Source organism: Sphingobium sp. AntQ-1, assembly GCF_028538045.1.
Taxonomy (GTDB): domain Bacteria; phylum Pseudomonadota; class Alphaproteobacteria; order Sphingomonadales; family Sphingomonadaceae; genus Sphingobium; species Sphingobium cupriresistens.
The window spans coordinates 234,528-256,544 of the sequence record NZ_CP117159.1 but is presented as its reverse complement, the minus strand read 5'-3'; the positions used below and the strand labels follow the sequence as shown (position 1 = coordinate 256,544).

The window sequence follows — 22,017 nt, the reverse complement described above, 5'->3', positions numbered from 1 at the left end:
TCGCGTGGCGGAAACCATCTTGGCCCGCGGTCATGTGCGACCGCACACCGAGGCCGGACATATGATCGCAAGCGATCCGTTCAAAATATCTGTTCAGGGTTCTTGTAAGTGGGGGTCGTCCACATATGATCCATTGATGGACGCGATGTCGCCTTTTTCCCGGCGGGATTTGATCGGCGCGGGGCTTGGCCTTGGCGCCGGGCTATTGCTGCCCGACAGCGCGCTGGCGGCGAGCAGGCCGCGAGTGGGCGGGCGCATCCGTGTCGCCAGCCTGTCCAGCTCGACCGCCGACACGCTGGACCCGGCCAAGGGCGCATTGTCGACCGACTATGTGCGCCATTATATGTTCTATAGCGGGCTGACCGTGCTGGACCGGCAATTGATCGCGCGGCCGGCGCTGGCCGAACGGATGGACAGCACCGACCAAATCGCCTGGCATGTGCGGCTGCGCAAGGGCGTGACCTTCCATGATGGCGCGGACCTGACCGCCGCCGATGTCGTCTGGTCGCTGCTGCGGCACAAGGATGCGGCGACAGGCTCCAAGATGGCGCAGATCGCCGAGCAGTTTGCGCAGGTCAAGGCGACCGGGCGGCATGAGCTGACAATCCGGCTGACCGGGCCCAATGCGGATTTGCCGACCATATTGGCGCAGTCCCATTTCCTGATCCTGCGCGCCGGCACGCGCGATTTTCGCACCGCCAACGGCACCGGCCCCTATCTGTGCGCGCAGTTCCGGCCCGGCGTGCGGACGCTGGCGCGGCGCAATCCCAATTATTGGAAACCGGGCAAGCCCTATCTGGACGAGATCGAGTTGATCGGCATTCCCGACGAGGTCAGCCGGGTCAATGCGTTGCTGTCGGGTGACGTCCATCTGGTGATCGCGGTCAACCCGCGATCGACCAAGCGGATCATGGCGTCGCGTGGCCATGCGCTGCTGGAAACGCAGTCAGGGCTCTACACCAACCTCATCATGCAGCAGCGGCAGTTGCCGACCGGCAATCCGCATTTCGTCGCGGCGATGCAATATCTGATCGACCGGCCGCTGATCAAACGGGCGCTCTATCGCGGCTATGCGACGATCGCCAACGATCAGCCGATCCCGCCCTTCCACCCCTATTATCGCGCCGACCTGCCGCAGCGGTCGCTCGACCTGGACAAGGCGAAATGGCATTTGCAGCGCGCGGGCCTGACCGGCGTGCGCCTGCCCGTCTATGCCTCGCCCGCCGCGGACGGATCGGTCGACATGGCGTCGATATTGCAGGAATATGGGTCGCGCGTGGGGTTGAAGCTGGCCGTCAACCGGGTGCCAGCGGACGGCTATTGGTCGACCCACTGGATGAAGCATCCGCTGGGTTTCGGCAACACCAACCCGCGCCCGACCGCCGACCTGCTGTTCAGCCTTTTCTACAAATCCGATGCGGCGTGGAATGAGAGCGGGTGGAAGAATCCGCGCTTCGACCGGCTGTTGCTGGAGGCGCGGGGCGAGGCGGACCAGGCACGGCGCAAGCAGCTTTATGGCGAGATGCAGGGGCTGGTCCACGACCATTGCGGGGTCGGCATCCCGGTGTTCATCAGCCTGATCGATGGCTATGACCGGCGGTTGAAGGGGCTGTATCCCGTCTCGCTAGGGGGCCTGATGGGCTATCAATTCGCCGAACATGTGTGGTGGGAAGGCTGATGGCGGGCGCATCCTCCCAAAGCGGCATGAAGGCCGCGCTAAGCCTGATCGGAAAGCGGTTTGCATCGTCGTTGCTGACGCTGCTGCTGGTGTCGGTGACGATCTTCGTCATCGCGCAACTGCTGCCCGGCGACGCGGCGCAGGAAGCGCTGGGGCAGAGCGCCACAGCAGAACAGGTCGCGGCGCTACGCCATGAAATGGGCCTCGATCGCCCGGCCTATGTGCGTTACGCCAGTTGGCTGACGGGCATGGTCAGCGGCGATCCGGGCCAGTCGATGGTGGCCAATATGCCGGTGGCGGGGGTGATTGCCGAGCGCCTGCCCAACAGCCTGCTGCTGGCCGCGCTGACGGCGCTGGTGGCCGTGCCGGTGGCGCTGACGATCGGCATCGGATCGGCGATGAACCGGGGGGGAAGGATCGACCGGGCGCTCAATATCGCCACCTTGTCCATGGTGGCGGTGCCGGAATTTCTGGTGGCGACGATCGCGGTGCTGATCTTTTCGGTGAAGCTGCGCTGGCTGCCCTCCATCGCGCTGGCTTCCGAAGAGATGGGATGGGGCGACTATCTGCGCGGGGTCGCCATGCCGATCCTGACATTGAGCGTCGTCGTCATCGCGCAAATGGCGCGGATGACGCGGGCGGCGGTGATCGACCAGATGGACCGACCCTATGTCGAGATGGCGGTGCTGAAGGGCGTCGCGCCGGTGCAGGTGGTGCTGAAGCATATCATGCCCAATGCGATCGCGCCGATCGTCAACGCGATGGCATTGAGCCTGTCCTACCTGCTGGGCGGGGCGGTGATCGTGGAGACGATCTTCAACTATCCCGGCCTCGCCAGCCTGATGGTCAATGCCGTCACCAGCCGGGACATGCCGCTGTTGCAGGCCTGCGCGATGATCTTCTGCGCGGCCTATCTCCTCCTGATGCTGATCGCGGACGTGACCGCGATCCTCGCCAACCCCAGGCTGCGCGCACAATGATCGCTTCCGCTTTCAAACGGGCGAAAACCCTGCCGCTGTCGGGCAAGGTCGGCCTGACGCTGGTCCTCTTCTGGTTGGCCGTAGCGCTGTTCGGGCCGATGCTGGCGCCCTATCCGGTCGGCGCGTTCGTGGCCTATGACGTGTTCGACGGGCAATCCGCCGCCCATTGGCTGGGCAGCGACTATCTGGGCCGCGATGTGCTGAGCCGGTTGTTGTCAGGTGCACGCTATACGGTCGGTCTGGCGGCGGCCGCGGCCATGCTGGCGAGCGCGACCGGCACGGCGCTGGCGCTGACCGCGGCCGTCGGCGGCGCGAAGGTGGACGAGCCGCTGTCGCGCTTCATGGACATGTTGATCTCCATTCCGTCCAAAATCTTCTCGCTGGTGCTGGTCGCAGCCTTCGGGTCGTCGCTGCCGCTGCTGCTGCTGATCGCCGCGATCACCTATGTGCCGGGCAATTATCGCATCGCCCGCGCGCTGGCGGTCAATCTGGCGCAGATGGACTATGTGCAGGTCGCGCGCGCGCGGGGCGAAGGGCGGTTCCACATCGCCATCACGGAAATATTGCCCAACATGATCCACCCGCTGCTCGCCGACTTCGGCCTGCGCTTCGTGTTCATCGTGCTGCTGCTGTCGGGCCTGTCCTTCCTGGGGCTGGGCGTCCAGCCGCCCGACGCGGATCTGGGCTCGCTGGTGCGGGAGAATATTTCCGGGCTGGGCGAAGGGGCGCTGGCGATTTTGGCGCCGGCGGTGGCGATCGCAACTTTGACGGTGGGCGTGAACCTGCTGATCGATGCGCTGCCGGGACGGGGGAAAGGCCGATGATGGAAAAGCCCCATGTCGAGGTCAAAGGCCTGACCGTGACCGCGCGCAATGCGGCGGGCGAGCGCTTTCCGATCGTGAGCGGCATCGATTTCGCGTTGCAACGCGGCGAGGTGCTGGCGCTGATCGGCGAGAGCGGGTCGGGCAAGACGACGATCGCACTGACCCTGCTCGGCCATGCCCGGCCGGGCGCGACCATCGCGGGCGGCAGCATCCGCGTAGGTGACGCGGAGATCACGACGCTGAACCGCAGCGCGCTGGCAGAGCTGCGCGGCAATCGCATCGCCTATATCGCGCAGAGCGCCGCGTCGGCGTTCAACCCGTCGCGCACGATCATGGATCAGGTGATCGAACCGGCGATGATCCATGGACTGATGCCGCGCGCCACGGCGGAGGCGAAGGCGGTCGATCTGTTCCGCGCGCTCGCCCTGCCCTTCCCCGACACGATCGGCGCGCGCTATCCGCACCAGTTGTCGGGCGGGCAGTTGCAGCGGCTGATGGCGGCGATGGCGCTGATCACCGATCCCGAACTGGTGATATTGGACGAGCCGACCACGGCGCTGGACGTGACGACGCAGATCGAAGTGCTGCGCGCGTTCAAGGCGGTGGTGCTGGAGCGCGGGGCGACCGCCATCTATGTGTCGCACGACCTGGCCGTGGTGGCGCAGATGGCCGACCAGATCGTGGTTGAGCCAGGGTCGCATCCGCGAGGCGGGCGCGGCGGCGCAGATCCTGCACGCGCCGGCCGACGACTACACCCGCACGCTGATGGCCGCAGCGCGCCCGGCAATCCGACCGACGCCGGTCAAGGTCGCCCTGCCCGCCACTGCGCCTTTGCTGGAAATCCGCAATGTGACGGCCGGCTATGGCAGGATCGGCAAGGATGGATTGCCGCGCGTGCCCGTGCTGCGCGACATCAACCTGACGATCGAGCGCGGCGGCACATTGGGCGTGATCGGCGAAAGCGGATCAGGCAAGTCGACCATAGCCCGCGTCATCGCCGGGCTGCTGCCCCCGGCGAGCGGGCAGGTGCTGCTGGACGGCGAACCGTTGCCGCCGGGGCTGGACGGGCGCAGCCGTGAGCAGTTTCGCCGTATCCAACTGGTGTTCCGGAATGCCGACACCGCGCTCAATCCTGCGCATAGCGTGGGGCAGATATTGGCGCGACCGCTGGCCTTCTATGCCGGGTTGAAGGGCAATGCCGCGCATTTGCGAGTGCTGGAACTGCTGGACCTGATCCGCCTCCCTGCCAGCCTGATCGACCGCAATATCGGCGGGCTGTCGGGCGGGCAGAAGCAGCGCGTCAACCTGGCCCGCGCGCTGGCGGCCGACCCGCAAATCATCCTGTGCGACGAGGTGACGTCGGCGCTGGATACCGTCGTTGGCGCGGCGATTCTGGAGCTGATGGCGGAGCTGCGCCGCGAACTGGGGATCGCGACGATGTTCATCAGCCACGATATTTCGACGGTGCGGGCGATTTGCGACGATATCCTGGTCCTCTATTCGGGGACGATGGTCGAGACGGGACCGCGCACAGCCTTCGCCACCGCCCCCTTCCACCCCTATACCAACCTGCTGATCGGATCGGTCCCGGAAATGCGCACGGGCTGGCTGGAGGAAAGCCATGCCGGGGCTGCGCCCCCGCCGATCGGCGCGGCGGGCGACCATCCCGATCTTTGCCGATTCCTGCCGCGCTGCGCCGCGCGCGTGGACGGCCTGTGCAACATCACCCCGCCACCGCGCCATGGGCTGGACAAGGGATCGGCCGGGGTCAGCCGCATATTATGCCATCATGGAGATGAAAGCTTGATCGCGTCATGAGCCGGTTCGTTCGACTGGGCGAAACTGATCGCCCGCCCGTGACCCTGTATGTCGATGGCGCGCCGGTCGCAGCGCTGGAGGGCGATACGTTGATGGTCGCGCTGTTGAGCGGGGGCGGGACGTTGCGCCAGAGCGAGTTCGGGCCGGAGAAGCGGGCAGGATTCTGCCTGATGGGCGCGTGCCAGGATTGCTGGGTGTGGACCGAGAGCGGCGATCGTCTGCGCGCCTGTTCCACCTTGGCCGCATCGGGCCAGCGCGTCGTCACCAGCCAGCCGGGGGCGTCATGGCCGAACCACGTATAATCATCGTTGGCGCCGGGCCATCCGGCACGCGCGCGGCGGAAGCCTGTGTCGCGGCGGGGCTGCGGCCGATCGTGATCGACGAAGGGCGGCGCGACGGCGGGCAGATTTATCGCCGCCAGCCGGACAATTTCACCCGGCCCTATGGGAAACTCTATGGCACCGAGGCCGGACGGGCGCAGGCGCTGCACGAGACGTTCGACGGGCTGAAAGGCGCGATCGACCATCGACCCGAAACATTGGTGTGGAACATCGCCAAGGACCATATCTGGACAGCGAGTGCGACAGGTCAGGAGGCTATCCCGTTCGACGCGCTGCTGCTGTGCACCGGCGCGACCGACAGGCTGATGCCGGTCAAGGGCTGGCAATTTGCGGGGGCCTATAGTCTGGGCGGGGCGCAGGTGGCGCTCAAAAGCCAGGCGGTGTCGATCGGGCACAGGGTCGTGTTCATGGGATCGGGGCCTTTGCTCTATCTGGTCGCAAGCCAATATGTGGAGGCTGGTGCGGAGGTGGCGGCGGTGCTGGATACGTCGCCGTTCGGCGCGCGGTTGAAGGCGCTGCCGGATTTGCTGGCGATGCCCTCCGTCCTGTGGAACGGGGTGGCGCTGACGCGGACGCTGAAGCGCGCGGGCGTGATGGTGCAGCATGGCGTGACGCCGGTCGAGATCATGGGCGATGCCGAAAGCGGCGTCGGCGGTGTGCGTTTTTTTGCCGGATCAGGCCGTGAAGAAACGATCGCCTGCGATGCGGTGGCGATGGGCCATCATCTGCGGCCTGAGACGCAACTGGCCGATCTGGCGCGCTGCGCCTTCGCCTTCGACCCCGGCACGCGCCAATGGTTGCCGGAGCGCGACGGCGACGGGCGTTCGAGCGTGGCGGGCGTCTATCTGGCCGGCGACGGCGCGAAGATATTGGGCGCGCGATCGGCCGAGGCGAGCGGGCGGCTGGCGGCGCTGGCGGCGCTGGGCGATCTTGGCTTGCCGGTCGACAAGGGCGAGATGACCTCGCTACGCAGCGAGGTCGGCCAATATGCCAGGTTCGCGCGCGGGCTGGCGAAGGCCTTTCCATGGCCCGCCCGACAGGCCCCAGCCCTGCCCGACGACGCCATATTGTGCCGCTGCGAGGGCGTGACGGCGGGCGACCTGCGGGCGGTGATGCGCGAAACTGGCGCGCAGGAAGCCAATCGCGCCAAGGCGTTCAGCCGGGTCGGCATGGGGCGGTGCCAGGGACGCTATTGCGGGCTGGCCGCCGCCGAACTGATCGCAGCCGAAGCCGGCGTGCCGGTGGAACAGGTCGGTCGCCTGCGCGGACAGGCGCCGGTCAAGCCGCTACCTATCGCGATCGGAGACGGACAATGAGCGCCGCCAGCGACGTCATCATCGTGGGCGGCGGGTTGATGGGATCGTCTGCCGCGCTGTTCCTGCGGGGGCATAGCATCTCGGTCACCTTGCTGGAAACCGACCTGATCGGGCGGCAGGCGAGCGGCACCAATTTCGGCAATGTCCGGCGGCAGGGACGCGGCATCCACCAGTTGCCGCTGGCCAATCGCGCGATCGCCATCTGGCGCAAGTCGCGCGAACTGCTGGGCGCGGATGTCGAATATCTCCAGTCCGGCCATATCCGGGTCTGCTATCGCGAGCGGCCCGAACTGGTCGGGTCGATGGAGGAGTATGCGACGCAGGCGCGCGCGGAAGGGCTGGACCTGGAATTGCTGAGCGGCAACGCGCTGCGCGACAAATTTCCCTTTTTCGGGCCGGATGTTCTGGCCGGTTCCTATTCGCCCACCGACGGCCATGCCAATCCCCGGCTCGCCGCTCCTGCCTTCGCCCGCGCTGCGCGGAAACTGGGCGCGGTGATCCACGAAAACACGAAGATCGTGGATGCGCAGAAAATAGGCGAGGATTTCATCGTCACGGCGGCGGATGGACGGACGTTCCGCGCGCCGACCCTGCTGGTGACGGCAGGGGCATGGGGCAATGCGCTGTCGTCGCAATTTGGCGAGCCGGTGCCGATCGTACCGCGCGGGCCGAATATGAGCGTGACCGAGCCTGTGCCTTATGCGATCCTGCCCGCCGTCGGCGTGATGACGCCGATCGAGGAGGAAACGGTCTATTTCCGGCAGGTGGCGCGCGGCAACATCGTGCTGGGCGGCAGCACGCGGGGGCCATCCTTCCCCGACCAGTATCGCGCCTATGTCGAGCCGCAGAATACGATGAGCCAGTTGCAACAGATCCGTCGGCTAGCGCCGTCGCTGGGCAAGCTCAATATCATCCGGGTGTGGTCCGGCATCGAGGGCTATCTGCCCGACAGCCAGCCGGTGATGGGGCCGAGCGCGACGACCAGCGGCCTCTATTACGCCTTCGGCTTTTCCGGGTCGAGATTCCAGATCGGACCGGGCGTGGGTGAGACCATGGCGGAGATCATCGCGAAAGGCGGCACGGACATTCCGATGGAACCCTATCGGATCGGGCGGTTTGCGGCGGGTTGATTCATCGAGTCAGCGCCGCTCTTGTGGCGGCCACAGGCGCGCGGCGTGAAGCAGGCGCAGGATGCGCACGTCCGTATCGGTCAGGTCATAGACCAGAATATAGTTGCGATGCGCGATTAGTTCGCGCGTTCCCGGCACCCGGCCAGGCCGGCCCATGGCAGGGAGCCGGGACAGGTCGGCTGCTCTTTGCGAAAAGAGCGTGTCGAGCCTGATCGCCGCGCGCGGGCTGCGCGCTTCGACATAGTCGTAAATGGCGTCACGATCCCTGACGGCATCGGCCGTCCAGCGCAGCCTCATCGCTCGCCGTCTGATGTCCGCAGCGTGGCGGCGCGTCGTGCGGCGAAATGCGCCTCGACTTCATCGCCGGCGATGAGGTGGCCTGCCTGCGCGGATGCGCGTCCGGCGTCGACCTGACGACGGAACCAGGCGTCATGGCTTTCGGCCTGTTCCTCGCGCAGTACGACATCGCGCATGAAATCGCGCAACAATTGCGCGCCGGTGCGATCCTGCGCCTTGGCCGCGCGGGCGAAGCGGCCCTTGAGTTCCTGATCCACGCGAAAGGTGAAGGTCGCCTCATTCATGGCGGGCCGGCTCCATGTGTTGCATATGCAGTGCATTGTAACACATGGAGCCGGCCCGCCCAATATCAGAATTCGATCAGCGCGACCTTGGTCTTGAGGTTCGCCATATAGGCTTCGCGGCCGAGATCCTTGCCGATGCCCGATTGCTTGTAGCCGCCGGTGGGCAGGATGAAGTCGTTGCTGCGACCGTAGCGGTTGACCCAGATGGTGCCGGCTTCCAGCGAACGGGTGGCGCGCAGGGCGCGGCCAATGTCGCCGGTATGGACGCCGGCGGCCAGGCCATAGTCGCTGTCGTTTGCCAGCGCATAGGCGTCCTCTTCGTCCGCGAAGGTCTGGACGGTGAGGACCGGGCCGAAGATTTCGCCCTGCACGACCTCGCTCTTCTGGTCGACATTGGCGAGCAGGGTCGGCGCGAAATAGCTGCCCTCCTCCGGCGCGGCTGCACGGCCGCCGCCGGTGAGCGCTTCCGCCCCTGCCGCGACAGCGCGGCCGACGATGCCGGCCATGCGGTCGAGCTGGCCTTCGGATATGATCGGCCCCAGCGTGGTGTCGGCGGCCCAGGTTGGGCCGGGCCGGTGCGCGGCGAAGGCGGCGACGAGGCGATCGATCACCTGGTCCGCGACCTTGTCCTGCACCAGCAGGCGCGATCCGGCGACGCAGACCTGACCCGCATTGAGGGTGATGGCGCGGGCGACGATGGCTGACGCCTTGTTCAATTCTGCGTCGGCGAAGATGATCTGCGGGCTTTTGCCGCCCAGTTCCAGCGTCACCGGCTTCGGCCCGGTTTCCGCGCAGGCGGCCATGATGGCGGCGCCGGTGCGGGTGGAGCCGGTGAAGGTGACCTTCGCCACTTCGGGGCGGCGCACCAATGGATCGCCAACCGAGCGGCCGTCGCCCTGCACGATGTTGAAGATGCCCGCGGGCAGCCCCGCCTCGATCGCCAGTTCGGCGAGGCGCACGATGCTGAAGGGCGTCATTTCCGACGGCTTGAGGACGATGCTGTTGCCCGCGGCGATGGCAGGCGCGATCTTCCACGCAGCCATCACCAGCGGGAGGTTCCACGGCGCGATCGCGACGACGACGCCATAGGGTTCGGTGATGGTGAGGCCCAGCTTGTCGGGCGTGGTGGACGCGACTTCGCCGCCCACCTTGTCCGCCCATTCGGCGAAGAAGCGGATGGTTTCGGCGGTGTAGCTCAAATCCCAGGCGGTGATTTCCTTGAGCATCCGGGTGGACCCCAAGGCTTCGAGCGGGGCGAGCGTCGCGGCATCGGCTTCGATCAGGTCGGCCCAGCGACGCATCACCTTCATCCGGCCGCGCGGATCGGTCTGCGCCCAGCCGCTGCGCTTATAGGCGCGTTGCGCGTCTACGACCGCTTCGACCAGTTGATCGGCATCGGCGCTGTCGAGTTCGGCCTGTATCCGGCCGTCGGACGGTCGCCGCACGATGAGGGCCGGCCCGTGACCTGCAACCCGGCGCCCGCCGATGAAATTATGCGCATGGGGCAGGCTGATCTGATCGGGGTTGAAACCGGCCACGGCATAATCTCCTTCATGCGGACATTCCGACAAAATAGGCGCGCGTCGCGGCATTTGTTGCAATTGCACGGGAAAATGTGCGCGATAATCTTCCAAAATCAGGGCGAAGGCGGCAGCCAATGCTTGGCGCGGCCTTCTAATGTCCGGCCATTGATTCCGAACAGAGGCAGGCGGGCGTTCCTTTCCCGCCAAGGAGCAAGACGCATGGCGACAGGCATAGAGGCGATGGTGGACCTGCGGCGGATGACCGTCGAGGATCTGGCCGCCGCCCATACCCTATCGAGCGAACAGAAATGGCCGCATCGCATCGAGGATTGGGAGATGCTGTTCGGATTGGGTTTCGGTTATGTCGTCGAGCGCGATGGCCCAGAGGGTCAACGGGAAGTGATCGGCACCGCCATGGCCTGGCTCTATGGCGAGGATGCCGCGACGCTGGGCATGGTGATCGTGTCCCCGCAGGCGCAGGGCATGGGGCTGGGCCGCCGGTTGATGGAAGCGGTGCTGGGCGATCTGGGGTCGCGCACCGTGCTGCTCAACGCCACGGACGAAGGCGCGCCGCTTTATCGCAAGCTGGGGTTCGCAACCATCGGCCCGGTGTTCCAGCATCAGGGCGCCGCCTTTGCCGTGCCGATGGCCGAACTGATCCCCGACGAGCGGGTGCGCCCGCTGGGCGCCAAGGATATGGGGACATTGCATGACCTGGCGCGCCGCGCGACGGGGATGGACCGCGATGCGCTACTCGACGCGCTGGCGCCCGGCGCGCAGGGCGTGGTGCTGACGCGCAGCAATGAGCCGGTGGGCTTTGCGCTGTTCCGGCGCTTTGGCCGGGGTTATGTCGTCGGGCCGACGATCGCGCCCGACAGGGGCGGGGCTAAGGCGCTGATATCCCACTGGCTGGGGTCCAATAGCGGCATGTTCTGCCGGTTGGACATACCCGAAGAAGGCGGGCTTGGCGGCTGGCTGGACGAATTGGGCCTGCCCTGTGTCGGCCGGGTCGTGCGCATGGTGCGCGGGCCGCAACCGACGATCGATCCTTCGGTCACGACCTTCTCTCTCACCACGCAGGCGCTCGGATGACCCTTATCCTCGACAATCCCGCCCTTTTCATCGAACGCGCCTTCATCGGCGGGGCATGGGTCGGCGCGACATCCGGCGCGACCGTGCCGGTCGATAATCCCGCCACTGGCGCGATCATCGGCACGGTGCCCGATTGTGGCGAGGCCGATACACTGGCCGCCATCGCCGCGGCCGAGGCGGCTTTCCCGGCATGGAAGGCGCGGACGGCAGGCGATCGCGCGGCCGTGCTGGAGCGCTGGCACGCTTTGGTGCTGGCCAATGTCGCCGATCTGGGCCGGATCATGACCGCCGAACAGGGCAAACCGATCGCGGAGGCCGAGGGCGAGATTCGCTATGCCGCCAGCTTCATCAAATGGTTCGCGGAAGAAGGCCGCCGCGTCGATGGCGGCATCGTGCCCGCGCCGGAGGCCAATCGCCGCATATTGGTGATGAAAGAGCCGGTGGGGGTTTCGGCGGCGATTACGCCGTGGAATTTCCCCGCCGCGATGATTACCCGCAAATGCGCGCCGGCTTTGGCGGCCGGTTGCCCGGTGGTGGTCAAGCCGTCGGAGCTGACCCCCTTCACCGCGCTGGCGCTGGCGAAGCTGGCGGAGGAAGCCGGCATCCCGGCGGGTGTGTTCAATATCGTCACCGGCCTGCCGACGGCGATCGGCGGGGCGCTGACCGCCAGTCCGGTGGTGCGCAAATTGTCCTTCACCGGATCGACGCGGGTGGGGTCGCTGCTGATGCGGCAATGCGCCGACACGATCAAGCGGGTGAGCTTCGAGCTGGGCGGCAATGCCCCGTTGATCGTGTTCGACGATGCCGATGTGGACATCGCCGTCGCCAGTGCGATGGTCAGCAAATTCCGCAACGCAGGCCAGACCTGCGTATGCGCGAACCGCATATTGGTGCAGGACGGGGTCTACGACCAGTTCGCCGAGAAGCTGGCCAGGGCGGTGTCCGCGCTGAAGGTCGCGCCGGGCGACAGGACGGGCAGCACGATCGGCCCGCTGATCAACGTCGCCGCCGTCGAGAAGGTGCAGGCGCATGTCGAGGATGCGTTGTCGCATGGTGCGACTTTGTTCGCGCAGGCGGCCAATGATGCGACGGGTGCCCGGTTTGCGACGCCGGTCATCCTGACCGGGGCGACGCGGGACATGCGGCTGGCGCAAGAAGAGACGTTCGGGCCGGTCGCACCGCTGTTCCGCTTCACCCATGAGGAGGAAGGGATCGAGCTGGCCAACGCCACCAGCTATGGCCTGGCCGCCTATTTCTACACCGAAAATCTGCATCGCGCCTTCCGCGTGGCGGAACGGCTGGAGGCCGGGATGGTCGCGCTCAACAGCGGGGCGATCGCCATGGAAGTCGCGCCGTTCGGCGGGGTCAAGATGTCGGGCCTGGGCCGCGAAGGCGCTCATGCGGGGATCGAGGAATATCTGGAAACCAAGGCGTTCCACATTGCGGGGCTTAAACTTTAATCGGTCCTTCCATCCGTTCGGGCTGAGCCTGTCGAAGCCCATTTCTTGTACTCGCAGAAAAGTGAAGCCCTTTGACAGGCTCAGGGCGAACGGGAGTAGGCTATGACTAACTCACGCAACTATGCCATCTCCGTCATTCCCGGCGACGGGATCGGCGAGGAAGTCATGCCCGAAGGCATTCGCGTGCTGGAACGCGCGGCGAGCCTGTATGGCTTTTCCATCGATCAGAAATGGCAGGATTTCGCCTGCTGCGATTATTACGCCAAGCATGGCCAGATGATGCCGGACGATTGGAAGGCGCAGATCGGCAAACCCGATGCGATCTTCTTCGGCGCGGTCGGCTGGCCCGATACGGTGCCGGACCATATTTCGCTGTGGGGATCGTTGCTCCAGTTCCGGCGCGAATATGATCAATATGTCAATTTGCGCCCGGTGCGGTTGATGCCCGGCGTCCCCTGCCCTCTCGTCGGGCGCGAGCCGGGCGATATCGATTTCTGGGTCGTGCGCGAGAATACGGAAGGGGAATATAGTTCGGTCGGCGGCAAGATGTTTCCCGGCACCGACCGGGAGATCGTGATCCAGGAAACGGTGATGACCCGGCACGGCACCGACCGGGTGCTGCGCTACGCCTTCGAACTGGCCGCGACGCGGGATCGCAAGCATGTCACGTCGGCGACCAAGTCCAACGGCATCGCCATCACCATGCCCTGGTGGGACGAGCGGGTGGAGGAGATGGCGAAACACTATCCGAGCGTCACCCATGACAAATATCATATCGATATTTTGACCGCGCAGTTCGTGCTGAACCCGGATCGCTTCGACGTGGTGGTGGCGTCCAACCTGTTCGGCGACATCTTGTCCGACCTTGGCCCGGCCTGCACCGGCACGATCGGGGTGGCGCCGTCGGGCAATATCAACCCGGATCGCACCGCGCCCTCGCTGTTCGAGCCGGTCCACGGCTCCGCGCCCGACATCGCCGGCAAGGGGGTCGCCAATCCGGTCGGGCAAATCTGGTCGGCGGCGATGATGCTGGAGCATCTGGGCGAGGCGGACGCCGCCGCCGCGATCATGCGCGCAGTCGAGACGGTGCTGGCCGAGCCGGGCCTGCGCACCGGCGACCTGAAGGGCAAGGCGAATACCGAGCAGTGCGGCAGGGCTGTCGCCGACGCGCTGGCCTGACTGCTGCGAACGGACGCGGCAGAATATGCTGCGTCGGTTCCCGTTTAAAGCGGGCGAGGGTGCCTATTCGCCCCATATCGGGCTTTCGCCCTGCCGCATAAGGATAGGCTGAACTTCAGAACCACAATGGCGAGCCCCTAAGATGACGCTGCATTCCAATCGGTCCCTTCTGGACATCGACCGCGACCATCTGATCCATCCGGTCACTTCCTTCCGCGGGCATGAAGCGCATGGCGCGCTGCTGCTGAAAAGCGGCAAGGGGATGTGGTTGAAGGATGTCGAGGGCCGGGAATTGATCGACGCCTTTGCCGGCCTTTGGTGCGTCAATGTCGGCTATGGTCAGGACAGCATCGCCGAGGCAGCGGCCGAGCAGATGCGCCGCCTGCCCTACGCGACAGGCTATTTCCATTTTGGCAGCGAGCCGGCAGTGAAGCTGGCGCAGCAACTGGTGGACCTGAGCCCCGAAGGACTGGACCATGTCTATTTCACGTTGGGCGGATCGGACGCCGTGGACAGCGCGATCCGATACATCACCCATTATCACAACGCGATCGGCAAGCCGGAAAAGAAGCAGTTCATCGCGCTGGAGCGCGGCTATCACGGGTCGAGCAGCACGGGTGCAGGGTTGACCGCGCTGGCCAATTTCCATCGTGGCTTCGACCTGCCATTGCGCTGGCAGCATCATATCGCGTCGCCCTATCCCTATCGCAGCGATCTGGAGGGCGACGACGCCGCGATCATCGCGCGGTCGGTGCAGGAATTGAAGGACAAGGTGGCGCAGCTGGGCGCGGACAATGTCGCTGCCTTCTTCTGCGAGCCGATCCAGGGATCGGGCGGCGTGATCGTGCCGCCCGTCGGTTGGCTCAAAGCGATGCGCGAGACTTGCACGCAGCTCGACATCCTGTTCGTCACCGATGAAGTCATCACCGGCTTTGGCCGCACTGGCCCCATGTTCGCGTGCGAAGCCGAAGGCGTGACGCCAGACCTGATGACGTTGGCCAAGGGGCTGACCGCCGGTTACGTGCCGATGGGGGCGTTGCTGATGTCGGGCAAGGTCTATGAGGGCATTGCCAATGGCGCGGCGCCCGAAGTCGCGATCGGCCATGGCGCGACCTATTCGGGCCATCCGGTCAGCGCGGCCGTCGGGCTGGAAGTGCTGCGCCTCTATACCGATGGCGGCATATTGGCGAACGGGCAAAGGGTCGCCACGCGCTTCGACGCCGGGCTGGCTGGCCTGGCCAATCATCCCATGGTGGGCGATACGCGCGGACGGGGCCTGCTGGGCGCGATCGAGCTGGTCGCGGACAAGGGCAGCAAGGCGCGGTTCGATCCGGGCCTGAAACTGGCCGACCGCTTGTTCGCCAAAGCCTATGACAATGGCGTCATCTTCCGCGCGTTCGCCGACAATATCATCGGCCTGGCGCCCGCGCTTTGCGCAAGCGACGGCGAGATGGACGAGATATTCGCCCGCATCGCCAAGACGCTGGACGATCTGCTCGAAGAAGCGGATATTCGCGCGGCGCTGGGATAAAAAGGGGGAGCAAAGGATATGTTGGGCGGACCCAGACTGGACAGGATCGACCTCAAGATCCTGACACAGCTTCAGCAATCAGGCCGCATCACCAATGTCGAGCTGGCCGATGCGGTCGGCCTGTCCCCCAGTCCCTGCCTGACGCGAGTCAAGCGGCTTGAGAAGGCCGGTTACATCACCGGCTATGGCGCGCATATCAACCTGCACAAGCTGGGCGAATATCTGACGGTCTTTACCGAAGTGACGCTGACCGAGCATCGCGCCGGCGACTTTTCCCGGTTCGAGACACGCATCCGCAAGCTGGACGAGATTGTCGAATGTCATCTGGTCAGCGGCGGCTATGACTATCTGCTGAAATTCGTGACGCGCGGCGTGGGCCATTATCAGTCGATTATCGAAGGGATGCTGGAAAGCGATTACGGCATCGAGAAATATTTCAGCTATGTCGTGATCAAGTCGCCCTTCATCAAACATCATTATCCGATCCAGCATCTGTTCGGCGAGCAACGATAGGGCTAAGTTTCCAAGCATGACCGACATTGCCGACCTGATCGAACCGCTCGTCGCGTTCCGGCGCGACATTCACGCCCATCCCGAACTGGGTTTCTGCGAACATCGCACCGCGGGTCGCATAGCCGAGCAACTGCGCGCGCTGGGGCTGGAGGTGCATGAGGGGATCGGCCGAACCGGCGTGGTCGGGGTGCTGCGCAACGGGACGTCTTCGCGCAGCATCGGGCTGCGCGCGGACATGGACGCTTTGCCGATCCAGGAGCAGACCAGCCTGCCCTATGCCAGCACGACGCCCGGCACCTTCCATGGCTGCGGTCATGACGGGCATGTCGCGATGCTGCTGGGGGCCGCGCAGCATCTGGCGCGGAGCCGCCATTTTGACGGCACGGTCAATTTCTTCTTCCAGCCGGCCGAGGAAGGCCAGGGCGGCGCGCGGGAGATGGTCAATGAAGGGCTGTTCGAGCGTTTTCCCTGCGACCGGGTGTTCGGGCTGCACAATTGGCCCGACTTGCCGGCCGGCACGATCGCAACGCGGCCCGGCCCTATCATGGGCGCGGCCGACAAGTTCGAGATTCGCCTGGAAGGGCGCGGCGGCCATGCGGCGATACCGCAGGATACGCCGGACGCGATATTTGCTGCAGCAGCATTGGTGCAGCAATTACAGGGAATCGTGTCCCGCCGGATCGCGCCGACGGCGTCGGCCGTGCTGTCCATCACACAGATCCATGGCGGGCATACGCATAATGTGATCCCTGAACTGGTGACAGTTTCAGGCACCGTGCGCACATTCGATCCGGCCGTCCAGGATCGGATCGAGGATTCGATCCGACAGATCGTGGCGGGGGTGGCGCTGGCGGGCGAACTGACGGCGACGGTCGATTACCAGCGCTACTATCCCGCGACGATCAACGACGCGGAAGCCACGCAGGAGGCGCTGGACGCCGCAGCGACGGTGGGCGTCGCGCAACTGGCGCCCGATCCGGCCTTCACGTCGGAGGATTTCGCCTTCATGCTCCAGGCGTGCAAGGGCGCCTATATCTGGCTTGGTCAGGCGAAGGTGGAGGGGTCCGCACCGCTGCACAACCCGCATTATGATTTCAATGACGATGTGCTGGAACTGGGTATCAGGCTGCATGTCGCGCTGGCGGAGCGGCATTTGGCGTTGGGTGACTAGAGCGCTGCGTGCCCCCGCGCAGGCGGGAACATCTGTAGAAATTACAAGCTGAAGCCGAAGCCGATCACCGCCATGGTCGATTGCAGCGTATCGCCCTGAGCGCGAGCGAGGCGGCGGGTGCCGGCGAGCAGTCGTTCATGGACGACCGCCGTATAGATGTTGAGCTTGGGTGTCAGGCGGTAGCGCAGGCGCAGCGTCCCCTCCCCCTCCGTAAAGCCCGATTCCACCGCATCCACCGCCACCCCCTGCGCCGACCAGCCGACGCCGACGCGCGGTTCCAGATAGAGGCTGTCGGTGATCGGCAGTTGATAGACGATCTGCCCCTCGCCGGTCAGCCGGCCATTGTCCGACAGGAAGGCGTAGCTTTCCCAACTGAGGCGCGTGCCGACATTGCCCTGTACGCCGATGATGGCGTGGAGGTCGCGCGGATGGGGGGTGAAATCCTTGCGCACGCCCACGAGCAGCGTCGCATTGCCGATGGTGCGGCCGTAGAAAAGCCGGGCCTGCACTTCGTCGATCTGGTTGCCGAGCGCCCCGCCGCCCTGCGTCACCAGCATCAACTGGTCGGTGGCGTTGCCGAGGGAGAAAGTGCCGTCCCACAGGAAAACATCGTCGCCCTTGCCGGCGCGCAATTCGATGAGATCGAAGCCGCCGCTAAGCGCCCATGCGCCGCTATCGTCCGCCTGGGCGGCGGCCGGCGACGCCATCACCAGCGCGCTCAGGAAGGACAAGCCCAGACAGGCGGAACGCAGCATCTACCCTCATCCGTTTTGCGGTATCGGGCAGAGACTAGACGGGCGGTACGGCGCGATTGCGCGAAGCCTGTCACCGGTCGCCGCGTTGATGACAAATTATTGCCGGGATGCGGCAGCTTATGCCGACATGACTTGCATTAGAACCAGAAGCGGATGCCCATCACCAGGCTGGTGGCAGACGCCCCCTCCCCCGCCGCGCGGGCGTAACGGGCGGTGTCGCCGAGGCTGCGTTCCCAATTGACGCCGATATAGGGCGCAAATTCGCGGGCGATTTCGTAGCGCAGGCGCAGGCCCAGTTCGATGGTCGAGAGACCGGACCCGACGCCGAGTTCCGGCACGTCCTGCGCGGCGATATTCACTTCGGCGGCGGGTTGCAGGACGAGGCGCTGGGTGATGCGCTGGTCGTAGCTGCCTTCGAGCCGCAGATGAGCGTCGCCCTTGTCGGAGAGAAAGGCCTGCGCCTCCAGTTCGAACCAATAGGGGGCGAGGCCTTCGATGCCGATGGTGGCATAGGTGCGTTGGGGCTGGGGGCGGAAATCCTGGCGGACGCCCGCGACGATATTCCACCAGGGATCGATCGCGCGGCTGTAGAGCGCCTGAAGTTCGGCCTGGTGCAGGCGGCCGCCGGCTTCACCCTCCCCTTCCGACTTGATGGCAAGGCGGTCGATGTCGCCGCCGATCCAGCCTTCGCCTTCCCAGGCATAGCCATCGCCGCCCTTTTGCGCGCGATATTCGAAGCGGTCGATCATGAGCTGGGAGAAAGTCATGCCGCCATTTTCCTTCGTCATGGCGGCGCGGGCGCTGGCCATGGTGGCGGGATCGTAGAGGGCATCGGCGGCGTGATCGGTGGGGATCGGAGGCGCGACTCCTTTGGGCACCGCGTCATCGGATGCGGGCATGGCGTGGCCGGCATGGGGGTTGGACGGTTCGGCTGGCGCAGGGTCGCTATGGCCGGCGTGCGGATCGGCGGGTTCTGGGGCGGCCGGAGCCGCTTCCGGATGCGGCATCTGATGGGCGCTATGGTCCATCTGGCTATGGTCCTGCGCGACCGCGGGCGTTGCGATGCCGGCCAGCAGGGTGGCGACGATCAGGCGCTTCATGCCGCGTCCTCCGCGGGACGGACCGTGACGACGCGCATCATCCCGGCGTGCATGTGCATCAGCATGTGGCAGTGGAAGGCCCAGTCGCCCAGCGCATCGGCGGTGAGATCGAAGCTGACCTTGCCGCCGGGCAGGACGTTCACCGTATGCTTGCGCGGGTTGTGGAGCGGATCGTCGCCGGTCAGCAACTGGAAAAAATGGCCGTGGATGTGGATGGGGTGCGGCATCATCGTGTCGTTGATGAGGGTGACGCGGACCCGTTCATTGTGGCGGAAGGCAATAGGGTCAGCGCCGTCGGACAGCTTCACCCCGTCGAAGGACCACATATAGCGTTCCATGTTCGCCGTCAGGTGGATGTCGAGCGTGCGGGTGGGAGTGCGGATGTCCTGATTGGGTTCCAGCGCGCGCAGGCCCGCATAGGTGAGGACGCGATGATCGACATCCTCCAGACCCGTCGGCCGATCCGCGGTGCGATCGGCGGGCATGGCGGAGAGGGTCGCGACGCCCGGTCCCATCGGCACGTCGGGGGCGACTGACGGGTCGAGCATTTTCATGCTGTGGCCGGACATGCTGTCATTGGCGGGCTGGCTGAGGTCGATCACGCCCCCCTGCCCCATATCCATGCCGGACATGTCCATGCCCATATCCTTCATGGTCAGCAGCGGGCGTTTGCGCAGGTCCGGGACCGGCGCGACCATGCCAAGCTGCGGCGCGAGGGTGGCGCGGACCTGGCCGGAGCGGTCGATGGCTTCGGCGATCAGGCCATAGGCTTTCGCCTCGGCCGGCCGGACGATGACGTCATAGGTTTCGGCGATGCCGATCTGGAACTCGTCGGTGTCGATCGGCTGGACATGCTGGCCGTCGCACTGGACCACGGTCATCGGCAGGCCGGGCAGGCGGACGTTGAAATTGGTCATGGCCGATGCGTTGACGATGCGCAGGCGGACGCGCTCGCCGGGCGTGAACAGGCCGGTCCAGTTTTCGGGCGTACCATGGCCGTTAATGAGGAAGCTGTAGGTGGAGCCGGTGACATCGGAAATGTCGGTCGGGTCCATGCGCATCTTGCCCCAGTCCATGCGCTCCCTGAGGCTCTGGTCCTTGCCCGCGAGCAGGCCAGCAAGCGTCTGACGCTGAAAATTATGATAGCCGCCCATCTGCTTGAGGCGTTTCAGCAGCACATGCGGATGGACCGGCGACCAGTCGGACAGCACGATCACATGTTCGCGCGTCGCCTGCACCGGATCGACCCCGGCGGGGTCGATGACGATCGGGCCATAATGGCCCATCGCCTCCTGCATCCCCGAATGGCTGTGATACCAGTAGGTGCCAGACTGGCGGATGGGGAAGTCGTATGTGAAGGTTTCGCCCGGACGAATGCCGGGGAAGCTGACGCCCGGCACGCCGTCCATCTGGAAGGGGACGATCAGGCCGTGCCAGTGGATCGAGGTGTCCTCTTTCAGCCTGTTGGTGACGGCGATCTGGACGCGCTGCCCTTCCTTCAAGCGGATGAGCGGCGCAGGGACGGTGCCGTTGATCGTAATCGCATGGGCGGACCGGCCCCCGGTGCCGAAATGGCTTTCCCCCACGGTGAGCGCAATATGGTCGCCCGACAGGACGCCGGGTGCTGGGCGCAGGCCCGCCGTGCCGCTGCGCGCCCAGGCGGGGAAAGCCCCCGCGAGGCTGAGCGCCGCGGCGCTTTTGAAAAGGGTACGGCGATCAAGGGCGATGGATGTCGTCATGCCCTGTCATACGCAGACGGGGCGCTAAACCCTCACAATTTCGGTCAATTTTGCGCGGGCGCGGTAGAGGCGGGTTTCGACCGCTTTTTCGGTGATGCCCAACACCTGCGCCGCCTCCGCCTGGCTCATCTGTTCGATGGTGCGCAGAAGGAGCACGTCCTTGAGATTGGCGGGCAGACTGGCGATGGCGGCGTTGATGCGCGCGACTTCGCGATGGGAATGGGCGGCTTCCTCCGGCGTGGCGTCGGGCGCGGCGATATCGAGCGCGTCGTCGAGCGGTTTGGCGAAGGCGAAGAAGCGCCGCACCGTGCGGCGGCGCGCCCAGTCACGGCATTTGTTGAGCGCGATGCGCGCGATCCAGACGCGGAACGGGCGAGCGCCATCATAGCGGGCGAGCGCGGCGAAAGCGGCGACGAAGGTTTCCTGCGTGATGTCGAGCGCCTCATCGCCATCGCTGACATGGCCGCGAGCGAGGCGCCAGACGGCGTCGCGGTGGCGCGCCATCAACGCGCCATAGGCGGACTGATGCCCCGCCAGCGCGCGGGTAGCAAGCGTCCGGTCGTCGGGTTCGGAGTCGGCCGCACTCACCGGGCGGGCTGGGTCAGCGCCTTGACGATGGCGGCGTCGAATTGCGCCGCCTGATCGGGCCGCAGCACGCCGCGCATCGCGAAGATGTGCTGAAGCGTTTCCTTTTGCAGTTGCCCCATGACATGATGCGAGCGGTCGACCGCTTCGGCCACTTTGGGGCCATAGCCATGTTCGCCCTCGATCGCGGCGGCGAGCCGCTCATTGTCGGCGCGCATTTCCGCCTCCAGTGCTTCGCGGCGCTGGGCGAAGGCAGCCTCCAGGGCGTGAATGCGCTGTTCCTGCGCGGCGTCGAGCGTCATCCGCTGGTGCAGCAGGGCGTGGACTTCGCTTTCCACATGCGGCGTGGGTGCGAGCCAGGTGCGTGCGACCAGCACCGCCGCCAGCGCGGCGGCGAAAGCGACCAGCGCGACCAGCGCGTAGCGGCGCAGGGTCACTGGCCGAGCAGGCGCGACGGCGCATAGTCGGACATGCCGATCGGCATGGGCGCGGCTTGCGCGGGTGCGGACGGCACGATGCTGCCGGCCCAGCCGATGCCGATCGCGAGCAGCCCTGCGAGCGCCAGGCTGCGCCGCGCCGTCATCCGGTCGCGGCGTTCGGCGAGCCCGCCCATCACCGCGACGTCCATGTCCGCAAGCCGCGCATCGGTCGGCATCGCGCGCACCGTGCCCAGCAACTGATCCAGATCGGTCATCATCGTC

At 65.7% G+C, this 22,017-nt stretch carries 22 protein-coding genes and 1 pseudogene; 14 read left to right on the top strand and 9 right to left on the bottom strand.

Translation table 11 applies throughout. From position 1 onward, the window contains the following. Positions 1-145 precede the first annotated feature (145 nt). The 8 genes and pseudogenes from sphantq_RS20030 to sphantq_RS19995 all read left to right on the top strand — a co-directional run bounded on the left by sphantq_RS20030 (position 146) and on the right by sphantq_RS19995 (position 8,087). Entirely contained in the window at positions 146-1,678 is a 1,533-nt protein-coding gene (locus sphantq_RS20030; RefSeq protein ID WP_272800509.1) for an ABC transporter substrate-binding protein, read from the top strand. Beyond that, positions 1,678-2,658 (top strand): ABC transporter permease, encoded by a 981-nt coding sequence (locus sphantq_RS20025; protein ID WP_207212418.1) that lies wholly within the window; start codon positions 1,678-1,680, stop codon positions 2,656-2,658. Before sphantq_RS20030 ends, sphantq_RS20025 begins: the two co-directional genes overlap by 1 nt. After that, positions 2,655-3,482 carry an ABC transporter permease gene (locus sphantq_RS20020; protein WP_066609136.1) on the top strand — a complete coding sequence of 276 codons (828 nt, stop codon included), beginning with the start codon at positions 2,655-2,657 and terminating at the stop codon, positions 3,480-3,482. The genes sphantq_RS20025 and sphantq_RS20020 overlap by 4 nt, the downstream gene beginning before the upstream one ends. After that, positions 3,479-3,976, top strand: a pseudogene (locus sphantq_RS20015) (ATP-binding cassette domain-containing protein); the annotation flags it as partial. The gene sphantq_RS20020 and the pseudogene sphantq_RS20015, both read left to right, overlap by 4 nt. 400 nt (positions 3,977-4,376) lie before the next feature. Beyond that, positions 4,377-5,300: an ABC transporter ATP-binding protein gene (locus sphantq_RS20010; RefSeq protein ID WP_272800508.1), complete on the top strand. Its 924-nt coding sequence runs from the start codon at positions 4,377-4,379 to the stop codon at positions 5,298-5,300. Then, complete coding sequence (locus sphantq_RS20005) at positions 5,297-5,602, top strand: (2Fe-2S)-binding protein (protein WP_129927148.1); 306 nt, start codon at positions 5,297-5,299, stop codon at positions 5,600-5,602. The genes sphantq_RS20010 and sphantq_RS20005 overlap by 4 nt, the downstream gene beginning before the upstream one ends. Next, complete coding sequence (locus tag sphantq_RS20000; protein ID WP_272800507.1) at positions 5,584-6,957, top strand: FAD/NAD(P)-dependent oxidoreductase; 1,374 nt, start codon at positions 5,584-5,586, stop codon at positions 6,955-6,957. Before sphantq_RS20005 ends, sphantq_RS20000 begins: the two co-directional genes overlap by 19 nt. Further along, positions 6,954-8,087: an NAD(P)/FAD-dependent oxidoreductase gene (locus tag sphantq_RS19995; protein ID WP_272800506.1), complete on the top strand. Its 1,134-nt coding sequence runs from the start codon at positions 6,954-6,956 to the stop codon at positions 8,085-8,087. Before sphantq_RS20000 ends, sphantq_RS19995 begins: the two co-directional genes overlap by 4 nt. 9 nt (positions 8,088-8,096) lie before the next feature. Here sphantq_RS19995 and sphantq_RS19990 read toward each other — a convergent pair whose 3' ends face one another. The 3 genes from sphantq_RS19990 to sphantq_RS19980 all read right to left on the bottom strand — a co-directional run bounded on the left by sphantq_RS19990 (position 8,097) and on the right by sphantq_RS19980 (position 10,206). Beyond that, entirely contained in the window at positions 8,097-8,384 is a 288-nt protein-coding gene (locus sphantq_RS19990; RefSeq protein WP_066609131.1) for a type II toxin-antitoxin system RelE/ParE family toxin, read from the bottom strand. Beyond that, positions 8,381-8,668: a CopG family ribbon-helix-helix protein gene (locus sphantq_RS19985; protein ID WP_066609130.1), complete on the bottom strand. Its 288-nt coding sequence runs from the start codon at positions 8,666-8,668 to the stop codon at positions 8,381-8,383. Before sphantq_RS19985 ends, sphantq_RS19990 begins: the two co-directional genes overlap by 4 nt. 65 nt (positions 8,669-8,733) lie before the next feature. Next, the gene (locus sphantq_RS19980; protein ID WP_272800505.1) at positions 8,734-10,206 is read right to left on the bottom strand and encodes an aldehyde dehydrogenase family protein; all 1,473 of its coding nucleotides are present in this window, start codon (positions 10,204-10,206) and stop codon (positions 8,734-8,736) included. Positions 10,207-10,410: 204 nt separating this feature from the next. Between sphantq_RS19980 and sphantq_RS19975 the strand changes: the two genes are divergently transcribed. The 6 genes from sphantq_RS19975 to sphantq_RS19950 all read left to right on the top strand — a co-directional run bounded on the left by sphantq_RS19975 (position 10,411) and on the right by sphantq_RS19950 (position 17,137). Continuing rightward, positions 10,411-11,283 (top strand): GNAT family N-acetyltransferase, encoded by an 873-nt coding sequence (locus sphantq_RS19975; protein ID WP_272800504.1) that lies wholly within the window; start codon positions 10,411-10,413, stop codon positions 11,281-11,283. After that, a complete protein-coding gene (locus sphantq_RS19970; protein ID WP_272800503.1) occupies positions 11,280-12,743 on the top strand; it encodes an NAD-dependent succinate-semialdehyde dehydrogenase in 1,464 nt (487 codons plus the stop codon). Before sphantq_RS19975 ends, sphantq_RS19970 begins: the two co-directional genes overlap by 4 nt. A 102-nt stretch (positions 12,744-12,845) precedes the next feature. Next, positions 12,846-13,922 carry a tartrate dehydrogenase gene (locus tag sphantq_RS19965; RefSeq protein ID WP_272800502.1) on the top strand — a complete coding sequence of 359 codons (1,077 nt, stop codon included), beginning with the start codon at positions 12,846-12,848 and terminating at the stop codon, positions 13,920-13,922. Positions 13,923-14,064: 142 nt separating this feature from the next. Continuing rightward, positions 14,065-15,453: an aminotransferase class III-fold pyridoxal phosphate-dependent enzyme gene (locus sphantq_RS19960; RefSeq protein ID WP_272800501.1), complete on the top strand. Its 1,389-nt coding sequence runs from the start codon at positions 14,065-14,067 to the stop codon at positions 15,451-15,453. Between the two features lie 18 nt (positions 15,454-15,471). Continuing rightward, complete coding sequence (locus sphantq_RS19955; RefSeq protein WP_066609125.1) at positions 15,472-15,966, top strand: Lrp/AsnC family transcriptional regulator; 495 nt, start codon at positions 15,472-15,474, stop codon at positions 15,964-15,966. A gap of 16 nt (positions 15,967-15,982) precedes the next feature. Continuing rightward, complete coding sequence (locus tag sphantq_RS19950; protein WP_129927140.1) at positions 15,983-17,137, top strand: M20 aminoacylase family protein; 1,155 nt, start codon at positions 15,983-15,985, stop codon at positions 17,135-17,137. Between the two features lie 41 nt (positions 17,138-17,178). Here the strand turns inward: sphantq_RS19950 and sphantq_RS19945 are convergent, their stop codons facing one another. The 6 genes from sphantq_RS19945 to sphantq_RS19920 form a co-directional block, all read right to left on the bottom strand. After that, the gene (locus sphantq_RS19945; RefSeq protein ID WP_129927139.1) at positions 17,179-17,892 is read right to left on the bottom strand and encodes a copper resistance protein B; all 714 of its coding nucleotides are present in this window, start codon (positions 17,890-17,892) and stop codon (positions 17,179-17,181) included. A 137-nt stretch (positions 17,893-18,029) separates the two neighbouring features. After that, positions 18,030-18,992, bottom strand: coding sequence for a copper resistance protein B (locus sphantq_RS19940; protein WP_272800500.1), 963 nt, complete (start codon positions 18,990-18,992; stop codon positions 18,030-18,032). Further along, complete coding sequence (locus sphantq_RS19935) at positions 18,989-20,731, bottom strand: copper resistance system multicopper oxidase (protein WP_272800499.1); 1,743 nt, start codon at positions 20,729-20,731, stop codon at positions 18,989-18,991. Before sphantq_RS19935 ends, sphantq_RS19940 begins: the two co-directional genes overlap by 4 nt. Before the next feature lie 24 nt (positions 20,732-20,755). After that, a complete protein-coding gene (locus tag sphantq_RS19930) occupies positions 20,756-21,319 on the bottom strand; it encodes an RNA polymerase sigma factor (protein ID WP_272800498.1) in 564 nt (187 codons plus the stop codon). Next, positions 21,316-21,753, bottom strand: a complete 438-nt coding sequence (locus tag sphantq_RS19925; protein WP_272800497.1) for a periplasmic heavy metal sensor — start codon at positions 21,751-21,753, stop codon at positions 21,316-21,318. Before sphantq_RS19925 ends, sphantq_RS19930 begins: the two co-directional genes overlap by 4 nt. Beyond that, complete coding sequence (locus tag sphantq_RS19920; protein WP_244884557.1) at positions 21,750-22,013, bottom strand: hypothetical protein; 264 nt, start codon at positions 22,011-22,013, stop codon at positions 21,750-21,752. Before sphantq_RS19920 ends, sphantq_RS19925 begins: the two co-directional genes overlap by 4 nt. Positions 22,014-22,017 lie beyond the last annotated feature (4 nt).